Source organism: Sporosarcina sp. ACRSM (assembly GCF_022346545.1).
Classification (GTDB): domain Bacteria; phylum Bacillota; class Bacilli; order Bacillales_A; family Planococcaceae; genus Sporosarcina.
In genome coordinates, this window is record NZ_JAKRNU010000001.1 from 311,905 (window position 1) to 336,706 (window position 24,802).

Annotated in this window: 28 protein-coding genes; 7 read left to right on the plus strand and 21 right to left on the minus strand. The window is 44.3% G+C overall.

Annotated features, from left to right (window positions below; translation table 11 throughout):
• Window positions 1-81 precede the first annotated feature (81 nt).
• The 4 genes from MHZ95_RS01500 to MHZ95_RS01515 all read right to left on the minus strand — a co-directional run bounded on the left by MHZ95_RS01500 (window position 82) and on the right by MHZ95_RS01515 (window position 3,559).
• Window positions 82-879: an ABC transporter ATP-binding protein gene (locus MHZ95_RS01500; protein WP_239388730.1), complete on the minus strand. Its 798-nt coding sequence runs from the start codon at window positions 877-879 to the stop codon at window positions 82-84.
• Window positions 854-1,906, minus strand: coding sequence for an ABC transporter permease (locus MHZ95_RS01505; protein ID WP_239388731.1), 1,053 nt, complete (start codon window positions 1,904-1,906; stop codon window positions 854-856). Before MHZ95_RS01505 ends, MHZ95_RS01500 begins: the two co-directional genes overlap by 26 nt.
• Window positions 1,907-1,924: 18 nt before the next feature.
• Window positions 1,925-2,938, minus strand: coding sequence for an ABC transporter substrate-binding protein (locus MHZ95_RS01510; protein WP_239388732.1), 1,014 nt, complete (start codon window positions 2,936-2,938; stop codon window positions 1,925-1,927).
• Between the two features lie 462 nt (window positions 2,939-3,400).
• Window positions 3,401-3,559, minus strand: coding sequence for an aspartyl-phosphate phosphatase Spo0E family protein (locus MHZ95_RS01515; RefSeq protein WP_239389174.1), 159 nt, complete (start codon window positions 3,557-3,559; stop codon window positions 3,401-3,403).
• Window positions 3,560-3,914: 355 nt separating this feature from the next.
• On the opposite strand from MHZ95_RS01515, the gene MHZ95_RS01520 reads away from it, so the two are divergent.
• Window positions 3,915-4,094, plus strand: coding sequence for a hypothetical protein (locus MHZ95_RS01520; protein ID WP_239388733.1), 180 nt, complete (start codon window positions 3,915-3,917; stop codon window positions 4,092-4,094).
• A 64-nt stretch (window positions 4,095-4,158) separates the two neighbouring features.
• On the opposite strand, the gene MHZ95_RS01525 is transcribed toward MHZ95_RS01520, so the two are convergent.
• Window positions 4,159-5,601 carry a LysM peptidoglycan-binding domain-containing protein gene (locus tag MHZ95_RS01525; RefSeq protein WP_239388734.1) on the minus strand — a complete coding sequence of 481 codons (1,443 nt, stop codon included), beginning with the start codon at window positions 5,599-5,601 and terminating at the stop codon, window positions 4,159-4,161.
• A gap of 134 nt (window positions 5,602-5,735) precedes the next feature.
• Here MHZ95_RS01525 and MHZ95_RS01530 point away from each other — a divergent pair, with 134 nt between their 5' ends.
• Window positions 5,736-6,527 carry an SDR family oxidoreductase gene (locus tag MHZ95_RS01530; protein ID WP_239388735.1) on the plus strand — a complete coding sequence of 264 codons (792 nt, stop codon included), beginning with the start codon at window positions 5,736-5,738 and terminating at the stop codon, window positions 6,525-6,527.
• A gap of 97 nt (window positions 6,528-6,624) precedes the next feature.
• On the opposite strand, the gene MHZ95_RS01535 is transcribed toward MHZ95_RS01530, so the two are convergent.
• A complete protein-coding gene (locus MHZ95_RS01535; RefSeq protein ID WP_239388736.1) occupies window positions 6,625-7,104 on the minus strand; it encodes a metal-dependent hydrolase in 480 nt (159 codons plus the stop codon).
• Between the two features lie 203 nt (window positions 7,105-7,307).
• On the minus strand, window positions 7,308-8,102 hold the full coding sequence (locus tag MHZ95_RS01540) for a VLRF1 family aeRF1-type release factor (protein WP_239388737.1): 795 nt from the start codon (window positions 8,100-8,102) through the stop codon (window positions 7,308-7,310).
• A 186-nt stretch (window positions 8,103-8,288) separates the two neighbouring features.
• Here MHZ95_RS01540 and MHZ95_RS01545 point away from each other — a divergent pair, with 186 nt between their 5' ends.
• The gene (locus tag MHZ95_RS01545; protein ID WP_239388738.1) at window positions 8,289-8,696 is read left to right on the plus strand and encodes a YmaF family protein; all 408 of its coding nucleotides are present in this window, start codon (window positions 8,289-8,291) and stop codon (window positions 8,694-8,696) included.
• Window positions 8,697-8,744: 48 nt separating this feature from the next.
• Here MHZ95_RS01545 and MHZ95_RS01550 read toward each other — a convergent pair whose 3' ends face one another.
• Entirely contained in the window at window positions 8,745-9,677 is a 933-nt protein-coding gene (locus MHZ95_RS01550; protein WP_239388739.1) for a hypothetical protein, read from the minus strand.
• 123 nt (window positions 9,678-9,800) lie between these two features.
• Here MHZ95_RS01550 and MHZ95_RS01555 point away from each other — a divergent pair, with 123 nt between their 5' ends.
• A complete protein-coding gene (locus MHZ95_RS01555) occupies window positions 9,801-10,076 on the plus strand; it encodes an alpha/beta-type small acid-soluble spore protein (protein ID WP_239388740.1) in 276 nt (91 codons plus the stop codon).
• A gap of 128 nt (window positions 10,077-10,204) precedes the next feature.
• Here MHZ95_RS01555 and MHZ95_RS01560 read toward each other — a convergent pair whose 3' ends face one another.
• On the minus strand, window positions 10,205-10,456 hold the full coding sequence (locus MHZ95_RS01560) for a YqkE family protein (RefSeq protein ID WP_239388741.1): 252 nt from the start codon (window positions 10,454-10,456) through the stop codon (window positions 10,205-10,207).
• 21 nt (window positions 10,457-10,477) lie between these two features.
• Window positions 10,478-11,662 carry an acetyl-CoA C-acetyltransferase gene (locus MHZ95_RS01565; RefSeq protein ID WP_239388742.1) on the minus strand — a complete coding sequence of 395 codons (1,185 nt, stop codon included), beginning with the start codon at window positions 11,660-11,662 and terminating at the stop codon, window positions 10,478-10,480.
• 78 nt (window positions 11,663-11,740) lie between these two features.
• On the opposite strand from MHZ95_RS01565, the gene MHZ95_RS01570 reads away from it, so the two are divergent.
• Window positions 11,741-12,646, plus strand: a complete 906-nt coding sequence (locus MHZ95_RS01570; RefSeq protein ID WP_239388743.1) for a hydroxymethylglutaryl-CoA lyase — start codon at window positions 11,741-11,743, stop codon at window positions 12,644-12,646.
• 13 nt (window positions 12,647-12,659) lie between these two features.
• Window positions 12,660-13,583: an alpha/beta hydrolase gene (locus tag MHZ95_RS01575; RefSeq protein ID WP_239388744.1), complete on the plus strand. Its 924-nt coding sequence runs from the start codon at window positions 12,660-12,662 to the stop codon at window positions 13,581-13,583.
• 109 nt (window positions 13,584-13,692) lie between these two features.
• On the opposite strand, the gene MHZ95_RS01580 is transcribed toward MHZ95_RS01575, so the two are convergent.
• From MHZ95_RS01580 to yneA, 6 genes are all read right to left on the minus strand, one after another.
• The gene (locus MHZ95_RS01580) at window positions 13,693-13,929 is read right to left on the minus strand and encodes a YneF family protein (protein WP_239388745.1); all 237 of its coding nucleotides are present in this window, start codon (window positions 13,927-13,929) and stop codon (window positions 13,693-13,695) included.
• A gap of 182 nt (window positions 13,930-14,111) precedes the next feature.
• Window positions 14,112-14,561, minus strand: coding sequence for a sporulation inhibitor of replication protein SirA (gene sirA / locus MHZ95_RS01585; RefSeq protein ID WP_255726490.1), 450 nt, complete (start codon window positions 14,559-14,561; stop codon window positions 14,112-14,114).
• A gap of 278 nt (window positions 14,562-14,839) precedes the next feature.
• Window positions 14,840-16,846 (minus strand): transketolase, encoded by a 2,007-nt coding sequence (tkt, locus tag MHZ95_RS01590; RefSeq protein ID WP_239388746.1) that lies wholly within the window; start codon window positions 16,844-16,846, stop codon window positions 14,840-14,842.
• Window positions 16,847-16,935: 89 nt separating this feature from the next.
• Window positions 16,936-17,169 (minus strand): DUF896 domain-containing protein, encoded by a 234-nt coding sequence (locus MHZ95_RS01595; protein ID WP_239388747.1) that lies wholly within the window; start codon window positions 17,167-17,169, stop codon window positions 16,936-16,938.
• Between the two features lie 66 nt (window positions 17,170-17,235).
• Window positions 17,236-17,898: a YneB family resolvase-like protein gene (locus MHZ95_RS01600; RefSeq protein WP_239388748.1), complete on the minus strand. Its 663-nt coding sequence runs from the start codon at window positions 17,896-17,898 to the stop codon at window positions 17,236-17,238.
• Entirely contained in the window at window positions 17,895-18,209 is a 315-nt protein-coding gene (gene yneA, locus MHZ95_RS01605; RefSeq protein ID WP_239388749.1) for a cell division suppressor protein YneA, read from the minus strand. The genes MHZ95_RS01600 and yneA overlap by 4 nt, the downstream gene beginning before the upstream one ends.
• A gap of 194 nt (window positions 18,210-18,403) precedes the next feature.
• Between yneA and lexA the strand changes: the two genes are divergently transcribed.
• Window positions 18,404-19,024 carry a transcriptional repressor LexA gene (lexA, locus tag MHZ95_RS01610; RefSeq protein WP_239388750.1) on the plus strand — a complete coding sequence of 207 codons (621 nt, stop codon included), beginning with the start codon at window positions 18,404-18,406 and terminating at the stop codon, window positions 19,022-19,024.
• 90 nt (window positions 19,025-19,114) lie between these two features.
• On the opposite strand, the gene MHZ95_RS01615 is transcribed toward lexA, so the two are convergent.
• The 5 genes from MHZ95_RS01615 to mutL form a co-directional block, all read right to left on the minus strand.
• Window positions 19,115-20,380 carry a methionine gamma-lyase family protein gene (locus MHZ95_RS01615; RefSeq protein WP_239388751.1) on the minus strand — a complete coding sequence of 422 codons (1,266 nt, stop codon included), beginning with the start codon at window positions 20,378-20,380 and terminating at the stop codon, window positions 19,115-19,117.
• Window positions 20,381-20,707: 327 nt separating this feature from the next.
• Window positions 20,708-20,932, minus strand: coding sequence for an RNA chaperone Hfq (gene hfq / locus MHZ95_RS01620; RefSeq protein ID WP_239388752.1), 225 nt, complete (start codon window positions 20,930-20,932; stop codon window positions 20,708-20,710).
• 44 nt (window positions 20,933-20,976) lie between these two features.
• Complete coding sequence (gene miaA / locus MHZ95_RS01625) at window positions 20,977-21,927, minus strand: tRNA (adenosine(37)-N6)-dimethylallyltransferase MiaA (RefSeq protein WP_239388753.1); 951 nt, start codon at window positions 21,925-21,927, stop codon at window positions 20,977-20,979.
• Window positions 21,924-22,838, minus strand: coding sequence for an alpha/beta fold hydrolase (locus MHZ95_RS01630; RefSeq protein ID WP_239388754.1), 915 nt, complete (start codon window positions 22,836-22,838; stop codon window positions 21,924-21,926). The genes miaA and MHZ95_RS01630 overlap by 4 nt, the downstream gene beginning before the upstream one ends.
• Before the next feature lie 101 nt (window positions 22,839-22,939).
• Window positions 22,940-24,802, minus strand: a complete 1,863-nt coding sequence (gene mutL, locus MHZ95_RS01635) for a DNA mismatch repair endonuclease MutL (protein WP_239388755.1) — start codon at window positions 24,800-24,802, stop codon at window positions 22,940-22,942.

A 24,802-nucleotide genomic window follows, 5' to 3' on the forward strand; every position in this document is an offset into this window, starting at 1 on the left:
ACCAATCCCGACGACCTAAGCATGCTGAATACATAAAAAAACATAACTCATCGTATCGTACAATGAGTTATGTTTTTTCTTTTATACGGATAGCAATGCCGCGTCACTCGTTAGTTTTTCACCACGGATACGCTGGAATTCCGCCATCAGCTTCTCAATTGTCAACTGTTTCTTTTCTTCTTCCCCGACTTCAAAAATGATTTGCCCTTTATCCATCATAATCAGTCGGTTCCCTAAATCCAACGCTTGTTGCATATTATGCGTAACCATCAGCGTCGTCAACCGATCTTTCTCGACAAGTTCCATCGTCAAGTCGGTGATCAATGCCGCTCTTGATGGATCAAGTGCAGCAGTATGCTCATCAAGCAATAAAATGGATGGTTGTGTGAATGTAGCCATGAGCAGCGAAAGAGCTTGGCGTTCTCCTCCTGATAGCATGCCCACTTTGGCATTCATCCGATTTTCAAGATTCAAGTGAAGGGTTTCAAGTGACGTACGGAAAAAATCGCGTCGTTTGCCGTCGACCCCTTTTCGCAGTCTGCGTTTTTTGTTACGGGAATAGGCCATTGCCAAATTTTCTTCAATGGTCATCGTAGGCGCAGTGCCTGCCATCGGATCCTGAAACACACGACCGATCATTTCAGAACGCTTATATTCAGGCAGTTTGACAACGTTTTTCCCTGCGATTTCAATGATGCCGAAATCAGGTGTCAGTGCCCCTGATACCATATTCATCATCGTTGACTTCCCTGCACCGTTACTGCCGATCACTGTCACAAAGTCGCCCGGTTGTAAATGCAGGTTGATCTGATCCAGTGCAATTTTCTCATCGGGAGTAGCCTCATTGAACACTTTATTGATTTGCTCGAGTTTCAACAATGGCCTTCTCCTCCTTACTCAACGCATGATTGCGTGCCGACAAACGTTCAGCATACCGCTTCGCCTTCCTCGTTTTTTCACGTCTTTTGTCAATGAATTGCGGTAAAACAAGGGCTGCAACAACGATTATAGCAGTGATCATTTTCATATCGCCGGTATCCAGGAATTCCACTCGTAGCGCAAGTCCCAAAATGATCCGATAGATGATTGCACCTAAAATGACGGCTAACGTTGTACGGACAATCGTCTTCGTTCCAAAAATCGCTTCACCGATAATGACGGAAGCCAAACCAATAATAATCATCCCAATCCCCATCCCGATATCGGAAAACTTCGAGTACTGGGCAATAAGTGCACCGGAAAAGGCGACAAGCGCATTCGAAAGACCGAGCCCAAGAATGACTAATGTATCCGTATTGGCAGAAAAGCTACGAATCATTTTTTTATTGTCACCTGTCGCGCGGATGGCCAGACCCAGTTCCGTCTGTAAAAACCAATCCACTACAATTTTAATCAGGATCGTTGCGATAATCATTAAAAATAAAGTGCCCCATGTAGAAGGCAAATGCTCCAAACCAAGCGAGCTTAAAAAGCCATTGATCGCATCGTCAATGCCAAGTGAGCCCCAAATCGCATGAAACTTACTAAACAACGTTTCTGCATTCAACAATGGAATATTCGGACGTCCGACCGACCCTTCAGTTGAAAAACCCATGATCCTCAAATTAATGGAATAGAGAGCAATCATCATCAATATCCCAGAAAGCAAAGCATTGATTTTCCCTTTTGTATGCAATAACCCTGTAATACAACCGGCGATAAAACCACAAAAAATCGCCACTGCCGTAGCAAGTAACGGCGGATAACCGGTGACAATCATCGTCGCCGCCACCGCTGCGCCCGTTACGAAACTTCCATCTACTGTCAAATCCGGAAAATCCAGCACCCGGAATGTCAAGTACACCCCGAGTGCCATGATGGCATAAATGATCCCTTGCTCAACTGAGCCAAATACAGCTGCAAACATGTAAAACCATCTCCTAAATTATTCGCTGAATTCAGCTTGCCATTCGTCTTTAATCTCTAATCCGATTGTTTCCGCTGTTTCCTTGTTCATGACAAGCTTCAAGTTTTGAGGAACTTGTACCGGTATTTCCGCCGGTGTACTTTCACCAGTTAAAATTTTCACTGCCATCTCGCCAGCTTCATAACCGATGTCATAAAACTCGAAACCGTAAGCTGCCAATCCACCGCGTTTAACGGAGTCAAACTCTCCGACCATCATCGGCAGTTGATTATCGTTTGCAACTGAAACGACCGATTCAAGTGCTGAAACGACTGTATTATCTGTAATGATATAAAGCGAATCCACTTTACCGATCAATGATTCGGTTGCTTGTTTTACATCCGCAGACGTCGCGACAGACGCATCAACAACCTCCATATCCAAATCTTCCAACAATTCTTTCACTGCATTCACTTGAGACACTGAATTTTGTTCACCGGAGTTGTAAACCATCCCAACTTTACTGACTCCTAATTCTTCCTTCATAAATTTCAAGGTTTGAGGAATCGCTTCCGGGTGATTATCAATTGTGCCTGTTACATTCCCTCCCGGGTTCTCCATGGAAGCAACCAGCTCCGCACCGACTGCATCTGTTACAGATGTAAAGACGATCGGGATTTCTGTCGTTGCACTCAAAGCCGCTTGTGCACTGTCTGTCGAATTCGCAAAAATCAAATCGACGTTCGAGCTAGCCAGGTTATTTGCAATGGTCGTATTGTTGCTTTTATCACCTTGAGCAATTTGATATTCGTAATCCACGTCAAGACCTGCATCTTTTAAAGCCTGTTGGAAACCGTCATATGCTGCATTTAACGAAGGATGCTCCACAATCTGTGTAACACCGATTTTATAAGTCTTTGTTTCATCATCCGTTTTTGATGCGTTGTCGTCAGCCGGTGCGTCAGACGTCTTTTCATTTCCGCCACCACACGCCGCTAATAAGAATACAATGCCAAATAACGCCATTGCATACGTTAGCCAATTTTTCTTCATTTCTGCTCCCCCTTAAATTCTTTCTTTATTTTCAATATTCATCGATAATTATTCGTATAGTACACTTTCTTTTATAGATAGTCAATAAGTAATATGGTATTCTAGTAATTAAAGCGTTTACATTTCTGTTTTTATCGAAATTTTGGTAACTTCATGTAAATATTTTTACATCGCTAATATTATTTATGTATAAGTTTCTACACCTATCAAAAAACGATCACTTCCACTTGTGAGGAACTGATCGTTACAGCGTAATACGCCAATAGGGTTTTTTCAGCCTGATTGAAAACACTTGTGTGAAGAAGGCATCCAAATTTAGCATTATTGCTGTCCGCAGCAACGGATGCGGTAGTTTATCACCAGGCTGAAACGATCACTTCCTTTTATCGGAACTGATCCCTACACACCAAACAGCTAAGACTATTGGAACGTGCATCTGTCGATTTTGAAAAAATCTAATCCTCATGATGCCATTTTATGATAGCTATTGATCAACACATCCAATTCCTGACTACAAGCGACAACAAAAGGATGCGTATATCCGAAAATTTTAGCTTTCTTGTACATCGCTTTCCTTTTACGCTCAATTCGAAACCTCAATAGATTCCTGTTCACTAACATGTTCACAACTCTTCCTCCATACTATATATTCGGCTTCAAAGCATAAGGCGACAATCTAGTAAGTTGAGAAGCAACCTTTTACATCTTACAATGCTTTGCTTAAATTTATTGTCGAATTGCGTATGATTCATACGATTTCACAAATTCGTCATAATTGTTCGGAATAATTGTCGGATTCAAGAATTTCGTCATTCACATCAGTACTTATAAATTGACTTTTTTCGAAAGCACAGAACTGAAACTCCCATTTGAGTCATCAATCGATCTTTCAATTAACAGGAGGAAAAAGGCGCATGAAAAGGAGGTGCAAGACCATACTAAAGAAGCGTGACATTGTACAGAAGGAGGAATTGGAATGAGTAAACAAAATCAGAATTCAACAAACCAAAATGCTTCTCAAAAAAAACGGAGAAACAGCGGGATGAAAGAGGAAATTTCCATAGAATTAGCTGAAATTGGAAATGTTACGCCAAATCACGAACCGATGACACCCAACCAAAGGGAAAAAAGTGAAGCCGAAAAATGGTATCCGTGATACAAGCCTTTCAGTTATCGAACCGCCCATATACTTGATTATGGGCGGTTCTTCCATTATTCTCTTAATCCTTTGTATACTCTTTTTTCGTCAATTCCATTTCAGTGGTTGTAGACCATTGTAATGACATGACTGTTGCTCCTGCTAATAGCTGGATCGGAGCGGGATGGCTTTGATCAATCGCCCAGATTTCGTTTGCATATTGCTGTTCTTCACATCCCGACAGATAAGCGATTTTCTTCCCATCCGGCGACCATGTCACAGGGGTTGAATAGCAATTTGAAATGGCCCAGATCCTTTCATCTCCTCCCTGTTTCCCTACAGTGCGAAGTTGGGAAAAATAACCACGATCTTGATAGATGGTCGAACTGAAGGCGATTTGGTTAGAATCAGGCGACCATGTCGGATAATAGTTTTTGGCAAGTGGTCCACCTTTTATGTCTATGACATTTCCAGATGATAACTCAATCGTGTAAATTAATGAAACGCTGGCTCCCGGCGATGTATAAAGCACAAAACGTCCGTCTGGTGACAAAGCGACGTCATGAAACGGACCCAATGTATTGTGAGTAATCTGCCGTTTCTCCGTCCCATCGAGTTTGTAACGGTATAGTTGACTAGCCCCTGCTGTATCCAGCGCCTGAAACAATAATGCCTCCCCATCCGGAAACCAGTTAACATCTGTAGCGCCGGGTTCATCAATACTTTCCGCATCATGGGTCGTTGTATTGTATAACGTGATGATTCCCCTAGCACTGTAAGCGAGTCGAGAGCCGTCTGGAGACCAAGCGAGTTTGAAATCCCCTCCTTCCGTCAATTGGTCGATTCCTGCGATAAGTCCACTCGTGACGTAAATAACATAAAGGATGGCGTCCTTGCCGACAAATGCAATTTTACTACTATCGGGCGACCAAACGGGTTCTGAAAAAGAATCTGCCAATGCTGTCGTCATTTGCCGATTCTCTCCGGTTCGTAAATCAAGGAGCCAAATATCAAATTGGCCTCCCTGATTCGAAGTATACGCAATAGCCCCAGCATCCCCTATCGGTGCATAAGGAATGATCAAATGCATCCCCTCGGTAATCTTGTTGGCTGAAAGATGATTCACTTGCTGAATCTTTTCCGTATTCGGCTGTCCCCCGGTCATCACATGATAACGTTCGGCGATATCGAGCAACGTATCTCCGGGTTGGACGACATAATAAGGAACGCCCATCGGAATCGTCAATAACTGATCGACCCGCAAAATATAAGGTGGTTCAAGTGTATTTGCCTGAGCGATTGCCGCTACCGAAACGCCAAAATATTGCGCTAGACGATAGACGGAATCCCCTGTCTGCACGCGATATCGATTGATGCCAGGAGGCATGGACAACTGTTGTCCCGGTTGTAATGTATAAGGCGGTCGTAATCGATTGGCCGCAATGAGCGTTTTAATCGGGATGTTCCAACGCTTTGCGATTTGGTCCACCGTATCACCAGGACGAACACGATAAAATGATTGCACCGTTTACACATCCCTTCTTCATTGGTGTATTAAAATAAGAAGTGTTATTTGAATCTATGAAACATTCCTGTAAAATTGAAGTGAATGAAGAAAAAGTTTTTATTTCAATCTATTGAGGGAAAGGGAGGAGTCAGATGGAGACCGGTTTAACAAACAAAACTGTCGTTGTCATGGCCTCGAGTAAAGGTCTCGGGAAGGCTACCGCATTAGAATTTGCAAAGGAAGGTGCAACGGTTATCCTTTCAAGCAGAAGCGAGACATCATTGCGCGAAGCTACCGAGGAAATAAAAAGATTGTCGGGGAATGAGAAAGTCCATTATCAAACTTGTGATATGTCCTCTTCCGATGATATTGCGAAGTTGTTCCGAGAAGTGCATGAACAATTCGGTTCCGTCGATATTTTGATCAACAATACGGGCGGACCGAAAGCTGGGGGCTTTGAAAAAGTAACAGATGAGGATTGGTACGAATCATTTGAAAAGAATTTGCTCAGTTACATCCGTACAACCCGAGCAGTCATCCCACATATGAAAGAAAACCAATTCGGACGGATCATTAATATCTCCTCCTCATCTACAAAAGAGGTCATTGATGATCTGATCCTTTCCAACACGTTCCGTTCAGGGATGGTCGGTCTTACCAAATCACTTGCCCGTGAATTGGCCCCTTCCAATATTTTAGTCAATACGATTGGGCCAGGACGCATCGAAACGGATCGGATCATCGAACTGGATAGTGTAACGGCGGAAAAACAGGGCGTTTCCTTCGAAGATATTACGAATTACCAAAAGAGTCTGATCCCGATCGGGCGCTATGGACAACCGGAGGAATTTGCAAAAGTAGTTGTCTTTTTAGCTTCTTCAGCAAATACGTACCTTACAGGGCAGTCCCTTGTGATTGACGGCGGTCTGTTGAAAGCTTTATAACAACCTGCCGAAATGCCGGATGTTCCAAGTGATCCAAGTCATTCGGAAATCCGGCACCTTCTTCCATCACCGTTTTTCTACTTTGCCGTTACTATTTTCACAGATAGTAAGCAAACGCATTATATCCTAAATAGAATGACAAAAGTGATAGCGCTGCAAATACAATGGATTCTACCTTCCCACCGGTTTTTGCGGTCAATGGTAAGCGAACCGTAAACTTAATCGGGTACAATAGCTGGATGCCGTTCTTCGTCGCCATATCCAACAGTAAATGACTAGCCAATCCTGCTAGAAATCCCGCACGAATCGCATCATTGGACAAATAGATGTCCAGAACGAAGGCGATGATAGCAAAAAATAACAGACTATGTGTAAATGTCCGGTGCCCGAACACTTTGTTCACAAGCTTGGATAACAACGGGAATTTCCTCCCTATTTTGCTGCCGCTATGACAAATATCCGGAACGAGCGCACCGACAACACCGGCTCCCATCGCTATGCCGGGATCATACTGATACAATTGGGCCAAAGCAAGACTTGCTGCAATACCGCCTACGATGTGTGTTTTTCCTCTCATGCTTTTCCCCTATTCTTTTGAATTCTACCATCTCTATAAATGACATCTTTTATTGTACTATTCATCTGTTGCAATGCAAATGTTGCCGATCAAAATAGGTCCATTCATCTACATTTTTGCGTCATTATTCGTTTCTAGTCAAAAAAATGCCACGCTCCCTTGTAAAATTTTTCAGAGAGCGTGGTTTCAACCTCTATTTGTTGTTATTTTTCAAAAACTTGGTGGATAATGTCATTTGGTTTGCTGTTATTTAAGTTTTTATAAATACAGCTTGCCGGTTTTTCGCGCAAAACTTCGGCGAAGGCGTTTGCATGATCGGCTTCGCCCGACACATGGATTTCTTGCCATCCCCGTTCTTTCTTCAGCTTTTCGACGATTTCGCCCATTCCTTTGTAAAACCGATGTAAATTCTCTCGCAACCGCGGTTCAATTGCATCACCTTTCGTACTGCCCATTCCGACATTATGAGCAGCTGATGCCTTGTCTCTCTCGCCCCAACCTTCAAGATTCGGATCGAAATCGTATGTCACTTCACCATTGACATAACCCATTGCCGTACATAAGATGCGCACCTCCCCGAAACTCGGCAAGACGATACCCGCTTCCGGATAAGCTTTGTACATATACTCGAGTTGTTCTGTTACGGCATGATTTTCCCAGTGGAAGCTCGTTTTGACAGGGACTTGCACATAGTAAACAGACCAAAGCTCCGGGTCGACAGAAGCGAATATGACAACCCCTTTTGTCAACTCATTTTTATGCTCTTCGACTTCCGTGGATATTTTTTTCTTCAGTTCTTTAAATGCTTTTATTTCTTTTTCGTCATCGGATGCCGTCAAATACTCCTCGATTCGTTTTAATCCGCTTTTTAGATGGATTCGCCAGGCGCCATTTAACTGTTCAGGATCACCAGGATTTGTATTTAAGTAGACACTTAACACACAACGGTCGTCACATTGAAAATCCTTTAATGTTTGAATCTCTTGTTTTAAAGCCATCGTTTGGGAATCCTCCTTCTGTTTTCCTTCATCTAAAGCATACCCTCGTGGACATTGTCTAAAACAAATCCATCGCTACCAAATCATTCATTTCATTTTTAAAGCCGTGTGTATTTTAAACATGAACTGTTTCATATTGTTTTGCATACGTTACATAGAGATGATCAAGTTAAAGGAGTTGACAATATGGTGTTTGATCCCATTCAAAACCCTCCAGACAGCCTGCTATCTATCCCGTTATCCGAAGCGGAAGATACTCAGAATCCCTTATTGTCCAGCCCTCAGGAAACGAATTTCAAAGAGAAAAAAGGGCATACGCATGGTCATCTTGGTGCCACGACCTGTCAGGAAGGACATGTTCATATGCATCCTGGTGTAACAAGTACGCCAATCGAAACGGAAGAAGGGCATATACATTATCTGAACGGAAATACAACTTTCGATGATGGACATATCCACCAATACGAAGCCTATACGAGCGTCCCTATACCGATGCCGGGTGGTTATCATACACATTACGTCGAAATTCGGACAACAATGGCTGACGGTCATACACATGTCATCAAAGGTTTTACGGAACCCTCTACAAGTTAATCATCATACTTTTGAAAAGCCATCCTAAATCCGGGATGGCTTTCCTTGTCATTGCTTTTTATTTTCTATGCAGTCGGTTGGATCCAAATGTGACATTTCCCACTGCCCTTGCTTCCTTTTCACTAATTGTGTCACCAATTCATCCGTGTCATTCGTCAATTGAATAAAAATGAATCGATAATCATTGCCATCCGTGCCGATAACATCAATGGTCTTCACATAACCTTCCTTTTTGGTTGGTAATCTTTTTTTGATTAATTTACACCAGCCCCCATACTCGATGTCAACAACGTCTTCCCCCTTTTGACGCCACCCATGATAGGCAGCGCACAGAAAGTCCTCTCCTGTCAACGTGATAGCATCTATTTTGTACAGCCCCTCTTCCTTCACGACTGAAACGGTACCATAATGGTATTGAAAACTAGAAACGCCCGTTGCTGTTCCATTAATCGTTTCGAGTTCGATGAAAAATTGAAGTGGTTGAACGTTATTCGGATTCGGAAGTTTGTATAATTTGATTAGATTGGTATGACCAATGCCTTCGAAAGAGGAGAGGTAGCTTGAGTATGGCATTTTTTGGTGATAGGCTTTGGTGAAGAAGTTGTATGCGATCGGATATGGATCCATTGCATTGCCTACAGTTCCACATCCACCAAAAAGTTGACTAGTCAGGTTTTCTGCTTCCCGTAAAATGCTGAAATAATTGAGAATTGTATTTTCTGGTTTATCTAGTAGATTCGACGGAAGATTGATTTCATCATATGTTTTTTGATCGTATGGATCGAAAAATCGATAGTCGAATATTCGCCGATTCAGAATGGACCCGCAGGACGGTCGAAAGAATTGCTCAACTTCTATTTGCAGGGAGGAATCTTTCGCTTCCTTATGTTCGAGTTGACTTCGTTGTTGCTTTTGCATTTTTGCTCCCATGACATAAGTGTGGTCTCTTTCCCTAGATCGAACGCGTTTGAGAAACTTCACTAAAACGACTCCCCTTCTCTTCTATTGCCAATAGCTTATGCCACCATCAAAAAAAAAGAGTTTTGCGGATTGTAGAGTAGAGTTTCCAATACGGGTAATACTATGTGGCGAGGAGGAGAGAATTTGGCAAAAAACAATAAAATTTTAGTTCCTGAAGCGCGTGAAGAATTGGATAAACTGAAAGCGGATGTTATGAGGGAACAAGGATATCAAGTCAATTCGAAGAATCCGGATGATGTGAAATTCGAAATCGCAGATGAACTCGGTATTCCATTGACACAAGGCTATAATGGAAAAATCACCGCAGAAGAAGCAGGCAAAATCGGCGGTCCTATTGGCGGTAATATGGTAAAAGAAATGATTCGGATGGCGCAAGAACAAATGATGAAAAAAAAGTAAACATACAGAAAACCTTTCCCAAGCACTATTTTTATCCTTTTTTAAATAGAAAGAGGCATCGGTTTATTGTTCCCGATGCCTCTTGTTGTTATTCCCTTTCTAGATTAGGAGAAAGTTAACGTTTCACGTCAATACTTCGAACCAACGTCCCCATACTCTTCGAGGAGTTCTTCGAAAGACTTGTTCTTTTCGCGTTCTTTCCGTTCACGTCGCAATTGTTCTTGACGTTTCTCTTCCTTTTCCTGTTCGGCTACAGATAATTCTTTTTTGGCCGCTTTCAGCTTTTCAAGAATATCGTCGCCGAGCGCATCAGAAAGGGTCAAGCCTTCCTGTTCTGTCTTCTTTGGTGAAGTTGTTGGCTGTCTGCGCTTTTTCGCCATCTATTTCTCACCTTCTTTCGATCAAGGGCGTGTAACGACTGTTGCGACGCCTTGTCCACCACCAATACATAGCGTAGCAAGACCGGATTTAGCATCACGGCGTTTCATCTCGTGTAGAAGCGTGACAAGAATACGTGCCCCACTTGCACCAATAGGGTGTCCAAGAGCGATCGCACCGCCGTTAACATTCAATTTATCCTTATTGAATTCTAACTCTCTATCTACCGCGAGCGATTGCGCTGCGAAAGCTTCGTTCGCTTCTACAAGCTCGATGTCCGACAGCTCTAGATCAGCTTTAGTTAGCGCCTTTTTAACCGCTTGAACCGGGCCAATTCCCATCACTGATGGATCGACGCCTGAGCTTCCATTTGCCGCAATTGTTGCAAGCGGCGTAAGTCCAAGCTCTTCAGCTTTTTCTTTTGACATAATTACAAGAGCTGCTGCTCCATCGTTGATACCGGATGCGTTACCCGCCGTTACACTGCCTTCTTTTTTGAATGCAGGACGAAGCTTGCCAAGTTTTTCGGCAGTTGTTCCTGCTTTGACGTATTCATCAGTATCGAATACGATCGGATCACCTTTACGTTGTGGGATTTCGATTGCGACAATCTCATCTTTAAATACGCCAGCTTCAATCGCCGCCGCCGCTTTTTGTTGTGATTGTGCTGAAAACGCGTCCTGCTCTTCGCGTGAAATTTCATATCGATCACATAGATTTTCTGCAGTGATTCCCATATGGTAATCATTGAATGCACACCAAAGACCATCTTGGATCATGCTGTCCTTGATTTTCTGATCCCCCATCTTAAACCCTTCTCTTCCATTTTGCAATAGATAAGGGGCTTGGCTCATATTTTCCATGCCGCCTGCAACAATGATTTCTGCATCGCCGGCAACGATGGCTTGACGTGCAAGATGTACAGCCTTCAAGCCAGAACCACATACTTTGTTAATGGTCATAGCCGACACACTTTCAGGAAGGCCTGCCTTTAACGCAGCTTGCCGAGCCGGATTTTGACCAAGTCCTGCTTGTAGTACATTCCCCATGATGACTTCATCGACATCCTCAGAATTGATCCCCGCTCGCTGGATGGCTTCTTTAATGACAGTTGCCCCCAACTCTGTTGCCGGGACATCTTTCAATGACCCCAAGAAAGAACCAATTGCTGAACGTACCGCACTTACAATTACCACTTCTGTCGACATTTCATTTTCCCCCTATTCTCATAATTCAGTTGCCTGTATATACATCCCTTCTTTACAATATACTAGAGGAGGGATGTTATGTTCATTTTACCAAACAATGTGACAATTATCGAGGTGGGACCTCGAGATGGTTTGCAAAACGAAAAAAAGCATGTCGATGAAGCAAATAAACTCGCTTTTATCCATGCTTTGCAACGTGCAGGCATTCAAGAAATGGAACTCACTTCTTTCGTTTCACCAAAATGGGTGCCGCAAATGGCTGATGCCAAAGCCATTGTAGAGAAAACCAAGAAAATAGGACGACAATTTGTCCTTGCACCGAATGCAAAAGGTGCCGAACTGGCCATTGAAGCTGGTGCACGCAGCGTCGCTGTCTTTGTAGGAGTCAGCGAATCATTTAATAAAAACAATATCAACCGAACTACGGATGAAGCGATGGACACCCTTGAACCTGTCATCCGAAAATTGAAAATGGATGGCCTGTTTATTCGAGCTTGCATTTCCACTGCATTTTATTGTCCATATGAAGGAAAGATAAATCCTGATGACGTAGTTGCATTATGCAAACGCTTTGTCGCAATCGGTGCGGATGAACTCAGTGTTGCAGATACGATTGGCATGGCCAATCCAAAGGAAAGCTATGCGCTGTTCCATCGTTTGAAAAATGAGCTTCCCAACGTCCTGTTGACCGCTCATTTCCACGATACGCGAAAGATGGCACTGGCCAATATTTTCGCAAGCCTGCAAGCAGGAATCGACAGATTTGATACGTCTGCAGGAGGCTTGGGTGGTTGTCCCTTTGCACCAGGCGCGACAGGCAATGTTGCAACTGAAGATGTCGTGCATATGCTCGATACACTTCAAATTGAAACGGGGGTCGATGTAAAGAAAGTATGTGAGGCTATCCAAATCATTGCACCGCATGTATCTAGACCAATCGAAACGGCAATGTACAAGTTGTTTCTTAACGAGCAATTGAATTAGGGAGATGAACGGTTTGAAACGTCGTATCCTCTATGCGATAGGTGTCATTTCTGGTTTGTTTTCAGCGTTAGTGACCATTTTTGGGGTATTCACGACGAATCGGGTCATGTTTTTGAAGCTGAAAGATGCAGACTTGATTTTGGAACGTGAAACCCTTGCCAAACGATTTGACCAACATTGGTATGAAACCGTCCGGAAAGAGGAAATGTGGATTGAGTCACCGAACGGCTACCGTTTAAAAGCCGTATTTCTAAAACCGCTTGATACAACAAAAACGGTGATCATCTGTCATGGCGTCACCGAAAACAAGATCAATTCGATGAAATATGCCCGGCTTTTTGAAAGATTGGGATTCAATTCTGTCGTGTATGATCACCGCCGTCACGGCGATTCCGGAGGCAAGACAACAAGCTTCGGTTTTTATGAAAAATCAGATTTGCAAACGGTTGTCCATACAATCCGAGAGCAAATCGGTGATAATGCTTTACTTGGCATTCACGGTGAATCGATGGGTGCAGCTACGACTATTTTGTACGCAGGGACATTTGAAGATGAAGCCAATTTCCATATTGTCGACTGTCCATTTTCAGACATTACGGAGCAAGTGCTTCACATTTTACGGAAAGATACACCGCTTCGCACTTCTATGGCGATACGGATTGCCAACCTCTTTCTGAAAATAAGGGATGGATATACACTCGGTTCAATTTCCCCTCGTGAAGTAGTGATGAATATTACAAACCCAATACTTTTTATCCATAGTATGGAAGACGACTTCATCCTCCCTTATATGACAAAAGAATTGCATGCACTGAAACAAGGGGACAAAATGCTGAAACTGTTCCCTAAAGGCGCGCACGCAAAGTCATTCAATGATAACCCGGAACAATACGAAGCAACCGTCCGGGAGTTCCTGACGTGTTTCGACTTAAAGTGAGACAGAAAAACCCATTCGGATTAAAGCGAATGGGTTTTTCCTATGTTATGATTTCTTTCTTATTTTGAGCATACAGTAATCCAACACGTCTGATCCGTGTCACAAACCATCATTTCTTCTTGCTGGCCTTGTCACTCACTTTGTTCATTTGTGCCATCATTTGATTGATCTTCTTTTGTGAAGGCTTTTGACCCATCTGCATCATCATCATCCGTAGCATTTCTTCATTAATCGGCGGGTTATCTTTCAAATATTTCATCATATATTGACGTGCAATGAAAAATCCGAGGGCCACACCTGCGATTAGCGCGACGATGATCAATACGATCCACCATACAGTACTCATCCGCTATACCTCCTTCACCTCAGTAATTCGAGTTTACTCTACCATGAAGGATTATACAACATTGCGGTAGTGAATAGCAATGGACGCCCTGAAAATTATAGCATCGGGCACGGATTGCATGACAAATCGGATAGAGACGCACAATTAAAACGCGTATCCCTATCCGATTCGACATGGATTGATCATAATAAGCCAGCTGCCTCTTTCACTCGAAGATCTGTATATTTAATCGGTTTCAACCAACCCCATTCCCCCTGACCATCCATCACCGCAAAAAATCGGTCATCCGAGCCGGATAATGCGACGAACAAATCTAAATCCAACATTCGCGAACCATTGCAGCAGACATTCAGCGAATAGGACGATTGTGAGATGACAATGGAACCTTTCACGGGATGGGTCAATTTGTATTCCCGATCTCGGTATTCAATGGATGGAAACCCTTTACCAAGATTGGTCATGATCGCTTCGTCAATCAACTGATCTTCAAGCTCTTCACATAAATAATGCACTTCCGGCAAATAATCATTCTGAAGTCCATCCTCTTTCAACAGATCATACAACAGTCTTTCCCGTCCAATGACGAATGGCTGGTACATTTCTTTCACCTTATAAATTCCATATGATCGCATAATCGCTGCCGTTGCCAAAACTATACATATCGATAGACTTTGTTTGTTCCCCCTAAAGTACAAACAAAAATTGGCAAACGGCTTTCACCTCCTCCATCATTTTCTCCAGCTGTTGCTTCCACCTATTTATAGCCTACAGCTTCCGTATTAAAAAGGCTGTCAGATTACGGAATAGAACCCCACTATTATTGTCGGAAAAGAAAGGTAATTTGAGAGGATAAAAGAAAACTGTTCCAACCATCCTTTTTTCGGACAGCGGAACAGTTTTCCATTCGAAATTACTTATTGAATAATTCTTTCACTTTTGCAACAACATTTTCTTCAGTGAACCCGAATTCTTTGATCACTGTATCACCAGGTGCACTTGCGCCGAATGTATCGATGGAAAGGACTGCCCCTTCATCTCCTGTGTACTTATGCCATCCGAGTGATGTACCCATTTCAATTGCAAGACGTTTTTTCACTTCTTTTGGTAAAACGCTTTGTTTGTAAGCTTCATCTTGTTTTTCAAACAGATCCCATGACGGCATCGATACAACTGCTGCATCAATTCCTTCCGCCAATAGCGTTTTCTGAGCAGCTACAGCTAGACTCACTTCTGAGCCCGTTGCCAGTAAAATCGCATCTGCTTGTTCTTTTGTCGCTGGAGATACGATGTACGCTCCTTTTTTGACACCCGTCATCGCAAGTTCACCCGACTTCGGCAAAACAGGCAAGTTTTGACGGGATAGAACAAGGACGGTTGGTGTACTTTCAGAGGTTACCGCCGTATGCCATGCAGCTGATGTTTCATTGGCATCAGCTGGACGAATGACCGATAGACCCGGCATCGCGCGTAAGGAAGCAAGATGCTCGACAGGCTCATGTGTCGGGCCATCTTCACCAACTGCAACGCTATCATGTGTGAAGACATACGTAACCGGTACGCCCATCAGAGAAGACAAACGGATTGCTGGTCGGACGTAATCACTGAATACGAAGAAGGTGCCTCCGAATACTTGTAGACCGCCGTGTAATGCCATTCCGTTCAGCGCTGTCCCCATGGCGAATTCGCGGACGCCGAACCAAATGTTACGTCCAGCATAATTTGCCGGTAGGAAATCCCCCGCCCCTTTGATCGTCGTCTTATTGGAGCCTGCAAGATCCGCACTACCCCCGAAGAATGAAGGGACTGTTTTCGCAATCGCATTGATGGCGTCGCCTGATGCGGAACGAGTCGCATGGGATGTACCCGCTTCGTATACCGGCAAAGCTTTTTCAAATCCTTCAGGAAGTTTGCGATCAATGGCATCTTGCAATTGTTGCGCAAGTTCACTATGTTCAGCTTTGTAATTCGCAAATAATTCGTTCCATTCTTGTTCCTTTTTCGCACCCAATTGCTCAGCTGCTTCTTGGAAGGTTTCATAAACCCCTTCCGGAACGTAGAAATCTTCTTCAAATGTCCACTTGTAATATTCTTTCGTCAATTTCATTTCATCTTCGCCAAGTGGTGCACCATGCGAATCCGCTTTACCGGATTTGTTTGGAGAGCCATAGCCGATCACCGTTTTCACTTCGATGATTGTCGGACCTCCTACATTTCCTTTCGCTTCTTCGATCGCATTTGAAATAAGACCGATATTATTCCCATCCTCTACACGGATATAATTCCATCCATAAGACTCAAATCGTTTACGGATATTTTCAGTGAAGGACATATCCAAATCCCCATCGAGGGAAATATCATTACTATCGTATAGAACGATCAGCTTATTCAACTGGAGATGCCCTGCGAGTGAAATCGCTTCAGCTGCAACACCTTCCATTAAATCCCCATCGCCGCAGAGTGCAAAGGTATGGTGATCGACCACTTCGAAACCAGGCTGATTATATGTCGCAGCAAGATGCCTTTCTGCCATCGCCATTCCAACGGCCATCCCGATTCCTTGTCCAAGCGGTCCTGTCGTCGCTTCAACGCCAGCTGTATGACCGTATTCCGGGTGCCCAGGTGTTTTTGAATTCCACTGTCTGAAGTTCTTGATTTCATCCATTGGAAGATCGTAACCGCCTAGATGCAGTAAGCTGTAAAGCAACATCGATCCATGGCCAGCGGAAAGAATGAAGCGGTCGCGGTTAAACCATTTCGGGTTTGCGGGATTATGGTGCATATGCTTCGTCCATAATGTATAAGCCATCGGCGCCGCGCCCATCGGTAATCCCGGATGGCCGGAATTCGCTTTTTCAATTGCATCGATGGACAGAGTACGGATCGTGTTAATCGCGAGTTGATCGATCTGTTGAGTCATTGTATACATCCTTTCACAATTCAAAATCAAAGTAGTCTAACATTACTTCCATCTACTAGTTTAGACAATCCGGTGGATGAATGCAAAGGTCAGTTGAGGTATTTATGATTGCGGGCTTGTTTCACTTTTTCCGGAGTCACATCATTGCCATCCGGGTCAACCACTTTGACATGCTCGATCGTATCACGCATGGACGTTCGGAACGACTCCAAATATTCCTTGCGCAATTGCGTCTGCTCTTTCGCTTCTTCAATCGTAAGTCCTGATGTCTTCGACTTTTTTGACAATTCGTTAATGCGCTTGATTTTATCTTTTGAAAGCATTATCGTTTCCTCCATTTAATAAAGAATACTTAGAACGTATACAAAAAGAGCAGAAAGTGCAAACAATCAGCCTTCCTGCTCCATTTCAAATTCCTTATAGCGACGATGGACGGTCGCTTTGCTAATATCATGGCCGAGCCCTTTCAGAACACCTGTGATCTCCTCGTACGTCAAGCCCTTTTCCCTTAGCGCCACGATCTCACTGATTGGCACTTCAATCCGCTCACGTCCTTCCGGATTTCCCCTGTTTTTCAAGTTGCGCTCCGGCCGATAGCCTTCCTTCACGGCCCGTCTCATTCCCCGCCGAATTTTGGCATTATGTAATTTCCGTTGATATTCCTCTACGATCGCCAAAATTTCCAGCAGCATCGTATCCATCTCATTCAGGGCAATCGGACCGCCGTCATTGTGGGAATAAACGGCTGTATCTGTTTTCGCCAGCAGATGTAAAACCGCCATCCGTGCATTCCCGCGCCCAAGTCTTGTCTCATCTTGGATTAATACCGCATCCACCTTCTCATCCCTGACAAAGTCGAGAAGTGAAAGCAAACCTTCCCTCTCGATATCATAACCGCTATGCTTGTCCTTAAAGCAATCCGCTATTTCAAGATCCAGTGTAGCTGCCAAGTCCTTCAGCTCTTCCTCCTGCCTCGCCAAGGACATTTCCTGGGCATTTTTCTCTGTGCTCACCCGGCAATAGATGACACAGTTTTTCCTATACGCACTCATTTTCCACTCTCCGCCATTTGATTGTCGAAGGGCTTATTCAGCAGTTTCTCGTAAGAAGGCACACGCAATTCAGTTCCAGGATGAATGGTAGATGTCGCTAAATCATTCAATTTCACCACATCTTCGATCCATTCATTCACCGGACGGTTGTCCGCATGCTGATGAGCCAGCGCCCATAATGAATCGCCTTCGGAAACTGTGATCTCTAGATAAGCCGCTTCTTTATCCAACTTATTTACACCTATCATTGTAAAGCCTATACATAAAATGAACAGTACAAAAAAATAGCTATTGTTTTTGATGAAAGTCATAAAAATCCCCTCCACGAATATTTGTTCGGAATACTTGTTCCCATTATAAAAAAGGCCGATCGGATTGTCAACATCTTTTCAGAACTTGTGTTTGCTATCCATGCGAACGGCTGTTATAATGATGATATGAAAAGTTCGGTTGTTCGTATTCATCATCCGAAGAAAAAGAGATTAAAAGTTGAGAGGTGAAGAGAGTGAAGAAGATTTCAAAAAGACAGGAAGATATCTTGTCATTTATCAAAGAAGAAGTGAAGAAAAAAGGATATCCACCATCCGTACGGGAAATTGGCGAAGCGGTCGGCTTAGCTTCCAGTTCGACGGTTCACGGACATCTTGCGCGCCTCGAAAGCAAAGGGTATATCAGACGCGATCCAACGAAGCCGAGGGCGATTGAAATCCTCGATCCGGATGGATTGGACGCGATGAAACCAGGCGTTCTCCATGTGCCGCTTGTCGGGAAAGTCACTGCGGGATTACCGATTACAGCGATTGAAAATATCGACGAGTACTTCCCCCTTCCCGAATCGTTCGGTACTGCGGAAGACAAGTTGTTCATGCTGGAAATTGTCGGGAACAGTATGATTGAAGCCGGTATTTTAAATGGCGACCATGTCGTCGTCAAACAGCAATCGACAGCCAATAATGGGGAAATTGTCGTTGCGATGACAGAAGAGGACGAAGCGACCGTGAAACGATTCTTTAAAGAACAAGGCTATTTCCGATTGCAACCCGAAAATGCCTCGATGGATCCGATTATCGTCGATAACGTCTCAATTCTCGGTAAAGTCGTCGGTGTCTATCGATTGATTCATTAATCTCAAATGGAAAGAGCTATTCCGTTGCATGCTGGCATGCGGAATAGCTCTTTTTGTTTGAGATGAAGGGCACTTCTAACTTCTCCGTGCCTACTTTTCAATTAATTGATCCTCAATAAGTTTATCAATGGAAGACAGGACGGCGGCTTTCACATGCTCATATGTGAGCCCCCCTTGGACGTAGGCTGTATACGGTGGTCTGATCGGTCCATCCGCTGTCAGTTCAATGCTGGAGCCTTGGATGAATGTCCCTGCCGCCATGATGACGTCATCCGCATAACCGGGCATGTAGGAAGGCTCAGGTGCATAATGGGCATTGATCGGCGAGTTCGATTGGATCGTCCGACAAAACGCAATCATTTGATCCGCATTGGCGAATGAAACCGATTGAATGAGATCCGTCCTTTTATCTGTATAATGGGGCGATGTTTTTAGACCGAAATTTTCAAGGATTGCCGCTGTAAACAGGGCGCCTTTCACCGCTTGGCTTACGATATGCGGCGCCAGGAAAAATCCTTGATACATTTCCAGCAACGTATCAAGCGATGCCCCGGCTTCTGCGCCCAGACCTGGAGAGGTCATTCGATAAGCACATTTTTCCACAAGATCGGCACGTCCCGCGATATACCCCCCTGTCCTTACAAGGCCTGCTCCCGGATTCTTAATGAGTGATCCGGCCATCAGATCAGCTCCCACTTCTGTCGGTTCTTTTTCCTCGACGAATTCCCCATAACAATTGTCGACAAAAACGACGAGGTCCGGATTGATAGCTTTCACCTTGCGAATCATCTCTCCGATTTCATCGACCATGAATGACGGACGATCGGAGTAACCTTTTGAACGCTGGATGCCGATCATCTTCGTCTTCGGATGGATGTTTTTCACAACTTCTTCAAAATCGACCGAGCCGTCTTGCTGCAGATCGATATGCTTGTATGTGATGCCATAGTCTTCAAGTGAGCCGGTATCTTTTCCTTTTCCGGAAACGATCGATTCCAGTGTGTCATAAGGTTTACCCGTAATATAAAGCAGCTCGTCACCCGGCCGCAGGATACCAAATAAACTGATCGAAATGGCATGTGTTCCGGAGATGATCTGATTGCGTACGAGACAGGCCTCCGCTCCAAAAACATCGGCATAGACCTGTTCGAGCGTATCCCGGCCGCTGTCATCATAGCCGTAACCCGTTGAGCCGGACAAATGAAAATCGCTGACCATATTTTTACGGAACGCCGCCAGCACTTTCCGTTGATTATAAAAAGCGGTTTTTTCGACACTTTTAAAAAACGGTGCCAGTTTTTCTTCCATCGCTTCCGCTTTGCTTAATAGGCGATCATCCAATTCAGTTAATTGCATTGTGATTCCTCATTCCATTCAATAGTCACTTCATTATCTTATCAGTCTGGGCACATAGGTCAATATTTTGGTTTATTTTTTGATTGAAAAACGAAAAGCGGAAAGGGGGCTAGTACTCCCCCGTTCCGCTTTTCGTTTTTCGTCTAGGCTCCGATCGCCAGATGCTCGGAGGCTCACAGGATGTGAGTTACGCAGTCGTTGCCGCAGGACGCGGCGCACTTAGACTGCGTTCCTTGTTAGTCAAGTCGACTATGTGGTAAAAGACACCACGCCGTCGACCCGCCTTATGCCTGTCGCATCTAAACGGCGACCTCCGCTTTTGTTTGCTTATTCTTCTTCTTTTAAAATCACTGGCTTAGATGGGACATATGTGGAAATTGCATGTTTATAAATTAATTGCTGTTTCCCATCAGATTCAAGAAGGACAGTATAATTATCATATGATTTAATAAGTCCTTTTAACTGAAACCCATTCGTTAAAAATACGGTCACGAATGTATTGTTCTTTCGTAACGAATTCAAAAAAACATCTTGCATATTTCTCTGTGCCATACACGGAATCCTCCTGTTGATGTCCTCTATTTCTCCTGCTCCACTTATCTTATTCGCTTTGAATTTTCATAATCCTTCAAATTCGTTAAGATTCTTTGTACAATTTCTCCAGTTCCCCATTCTGCATCATACCAAGAAACATCAAGTTTGTTCCGAAAATACGTCATTTGCCGCTTCGCATAATTGCGGGTATTTTTCTTGATCAATTCAACCGCTTCCTCATACGTTAGCGTTCCTTCAATATATCGGTAAAGCTCTTTATAGCCGATCGCTTGGACGGACTGGACATTCCGAATGCCTTCATCCCATAACCGTTGCGCTTCTTGAAGAAGTCCCTTTTCCATCATGAGGTCGACACGTAAATCGATCCGCTCATACAGGACGTCTCGATCCATGTGCAAACCGGCCAGAAAATGATTATAAAGCGGTGCATGCCCGGCGTCTTTTTCTTGTTCATCTTTTGTTTGCCCGGTCACTTTGATAATTTCCAATGCTCGCACCAATCTACGATGATTGTTCGGATGAATTTTTTCCGCACTTTTTGGATCTAGGCGTTTCAGCTGCTCATAGAGCTGTTCCGCCCCCTTTTCCTTTAATTCCTTTTCCAAACGGTTTCTTACTTCTAGATCCGCCGCTTCTTCTGTAAACCGGAAATCGTACAGAACCGCCTGCACATATAAGCCCGTTCCGCCTGCTATGATCGGCATTTTCCCACGACTTCGTATCTCATCGATCCAATGGCGGACTTCCGTTTGATAAGCCGCAACGGAAAATGGCTCGTCTGGCTCCTTCACGTCAAACAAATGGTGGGGAATGCCATCCATTTCATCTTCCGTAATTTTCGCCGTACCGATATCCAGTCCTTTATAGACTTGCATCGCATCGCCGTTGATCACCTCGCCTCCGACTGCCTTTGCCAATTCGACGCTTAAAGCCGTCTTGCCTGATGCGGTCGGACCGACAATGGCGATCACGTCAATCCTATCATCATTCATGTTCTATCAATCCATTCGTATACAGTTTCGAAAACATGTTGACGATTCTTTTCATGGAGCATTTCATGTCGGCCCCCTTCAAATAATAGAACCGTCACTTGTTCGATCCCTGCATGTTTATATTGTTTGGCTACGCGCCATATCCCTTTTCCATTATCCCCTACCGGGTCTTCGTTTCCTGAGAACAAGAGAATCGGTAAATGTTGAGGGGTCTTCTTTATTTCTTCCGCAAGATGGATCGTTCCAAGCCCATCGAAAAGATCTGCAAAAAAACGGGTCGTCGGCACGATTCCACAAGCCGGGTCGGTCAAATATTTTTCAACCGCATCGTAATCCGTCGATAGCCAATCAAAGGGAGTTTTCGGTTCGTTTACAGACTTATTGAATCCGCCGAAAACAAGTTTGTTCAGAAAATGATCCGGCTGATCGAATCCCTTCTTTTTCCCATGTAAATAAGCGGCGACTTGGCCTGCGTAACGCATAATGCCCGGATCGGCACCCGTACCGGAAAATATAGCGAGTTCCACCTCAGCCCCGTGCAGTTGAACATATCTCCGTGCAACAAATGATCCCATGCTATGGCCGAATAGGACAAATCGGGGAGAAGGAAATTTTCTCCTTAACTGCGTAATCACTTCATAGGCATCCTGTACGACACGTTCAAATCCGCCTGCATCTGCAAAATGCCCTTTCATGCCATTTTTTTCAGCTGTCTTCCCGTGGCCCCGGTGATCGTGCCCCGAAACGATATAGCCTTTACGAGCGAGAAATTGTGCAAATTCCGTATACCTGGCAATATGCTCGGACATCCCATGCAGCAGATGAATATGCCCGAGTGGATCGCCATGCGGTAGCAAAACAAACGCATAGATTGAAAAATCATCTGTCATTTCAATTGCCAATTCTCTCACCTATGTGCCCTACCTTCTTTTTTATTTATCCCGCATTAACGGGCAGTAAGACTCCCACTGATTGATGTTTCACTTTATGCAAGATGATTGTCACTACCTTCTTACATGACCCGCTTGAACATTTTTTCAAGTTCGTATGTTGTGAAATGAACGAGTACTGGCCGACCATGTGGACAAGTGAAAGGAACCTCGCATGCCGACAGGTCGTTCAACAGTCTTTCCATATCTGCCATTGTCAAATGGTGGTTGGCTTTGATGGACCGTTTACAACTCATCATAATAGCCGCTTCCTCCCGCAATTTACCGATATCGATTTTCCGTGTTGTCAATACTTGCTCAATCATCTCTTCGATGATGGCCGTTTCTTCGCCTGCCGGAAACCATGCCGGATATTCTTTCACTGCATAAGTGGACGGGCCGAACGCCTCTAAGTAAATGCCGACGTCTTCTAGCAGGGACAGATTTTCTTCAATTTTCGCCTTATCATCCGCCGAATAATGGAGCATGAGCGGTATGAGTAATAATTGTCGTTCTTCATGATCCGGTTTACTTAATTTTTCCCTGAAAAACTCGTATTTTATACGTTCTTGCGCTGCATGCTGGTCAATCATGAAAAAGCCGTCTTCATTTTGGGCAACAATGTAGGTGCCATGCACTTGGCCGATCGGCACGAGATCCGGAAACCGGTTGTCTGGTTCTTCCTGCACGTTCTCCTCCTGAACTTCCATCGTTTCCTTCACGACTGAAGGGGCCTCTTCCTCCTGCAAATCGGTCGGCGTGTAGATTTCAGGAACAGATTCCTCCGAAGTTGATGGGGAAGGAATAGCCGGTTCAGGTTCGGGCGCAGGCCGTTCAAAGCTGGACACCGGTTGTTTTGGAAGCGTAATAGGGCGTTCCGGTTTAATTTGATCCCACATATTTACTTGTTCCGATTGGACTTTTTGCACTGGTTCTTTTTTGATGGCATCGGGCACAATGATACTTTTCCGGATGGCTTGCTGAATCGCCTCTTTCATAAGCGTTAGCAGTTCTCCTTCTTTACTCATCCGGATTTGCTGTTTGGAAGGATGGACATTGACGTCTGTCAAATAGGGGTCCCCTTCGACATTGATCACCGCAATTGGAAATCGCCCGATCGGTAAATACGTATGAAAAGCATCCAAAATCGCATGATTGACTGCATGGCTTTTCACCCATCTGCCATTCACGATCAGCGTTATATAATTTCGAGAAGCACGTGTCATTTCCGGTAAAGTGACATAGCCATCCACTTTATAGTCTGCATTTGCACCTGCAAAAGGGACCATTTTACGCGCGACAGCCATGCCGTATATGTCGGACAAAACACGGCGCTGGTCTCCGCTTCCTGATGTCTGCAACAATACTTGACTATAATGAGTCAGTTTAAATGCGATGTTCGGATGACTCAGTGCGAGCCGATTGACCAGGTCAATCGTATGACCAAGTTCTGTTTGGATTGTTTTCATATATTTTAAGCGGGCCGGGGTATTGTAAAACAGTTGGGAAACCGTTATATCAGTCCCTCTCCGAAAAGCTGCGTTCCGATGCTCGACCAGTCGTCCACCATCCAGTTGAACTTCCGCCCCATCCGTTTCGCCGTCGGAAGTCCACAGCATGATTTTGGAGACTGAGGCAATACTGGCTAGCGCTTCCCCACGGAAACCGAGTGTCCGAATACGGAACAGATCATGCTCGTTATGGATTTTGCTCGTGGCATGCCGTTCAAACGCCTGGACCGCGTCTTTCTTCGACATCCCTTTTCCATTATCTGTCACCCGTATGGACAGGAGGCCGGCTTCTTCCAATGCAATTTCGATGACTGTACTTTCTGCATCGATCGCATTTTCAACAAGCTCTTTCACGATGGATGCAGGGCGTTCTACCACTTCTCCCGCGGCGATTTTATTGGATAGCGAGTCATCCATCACTTTGATAATATCCAT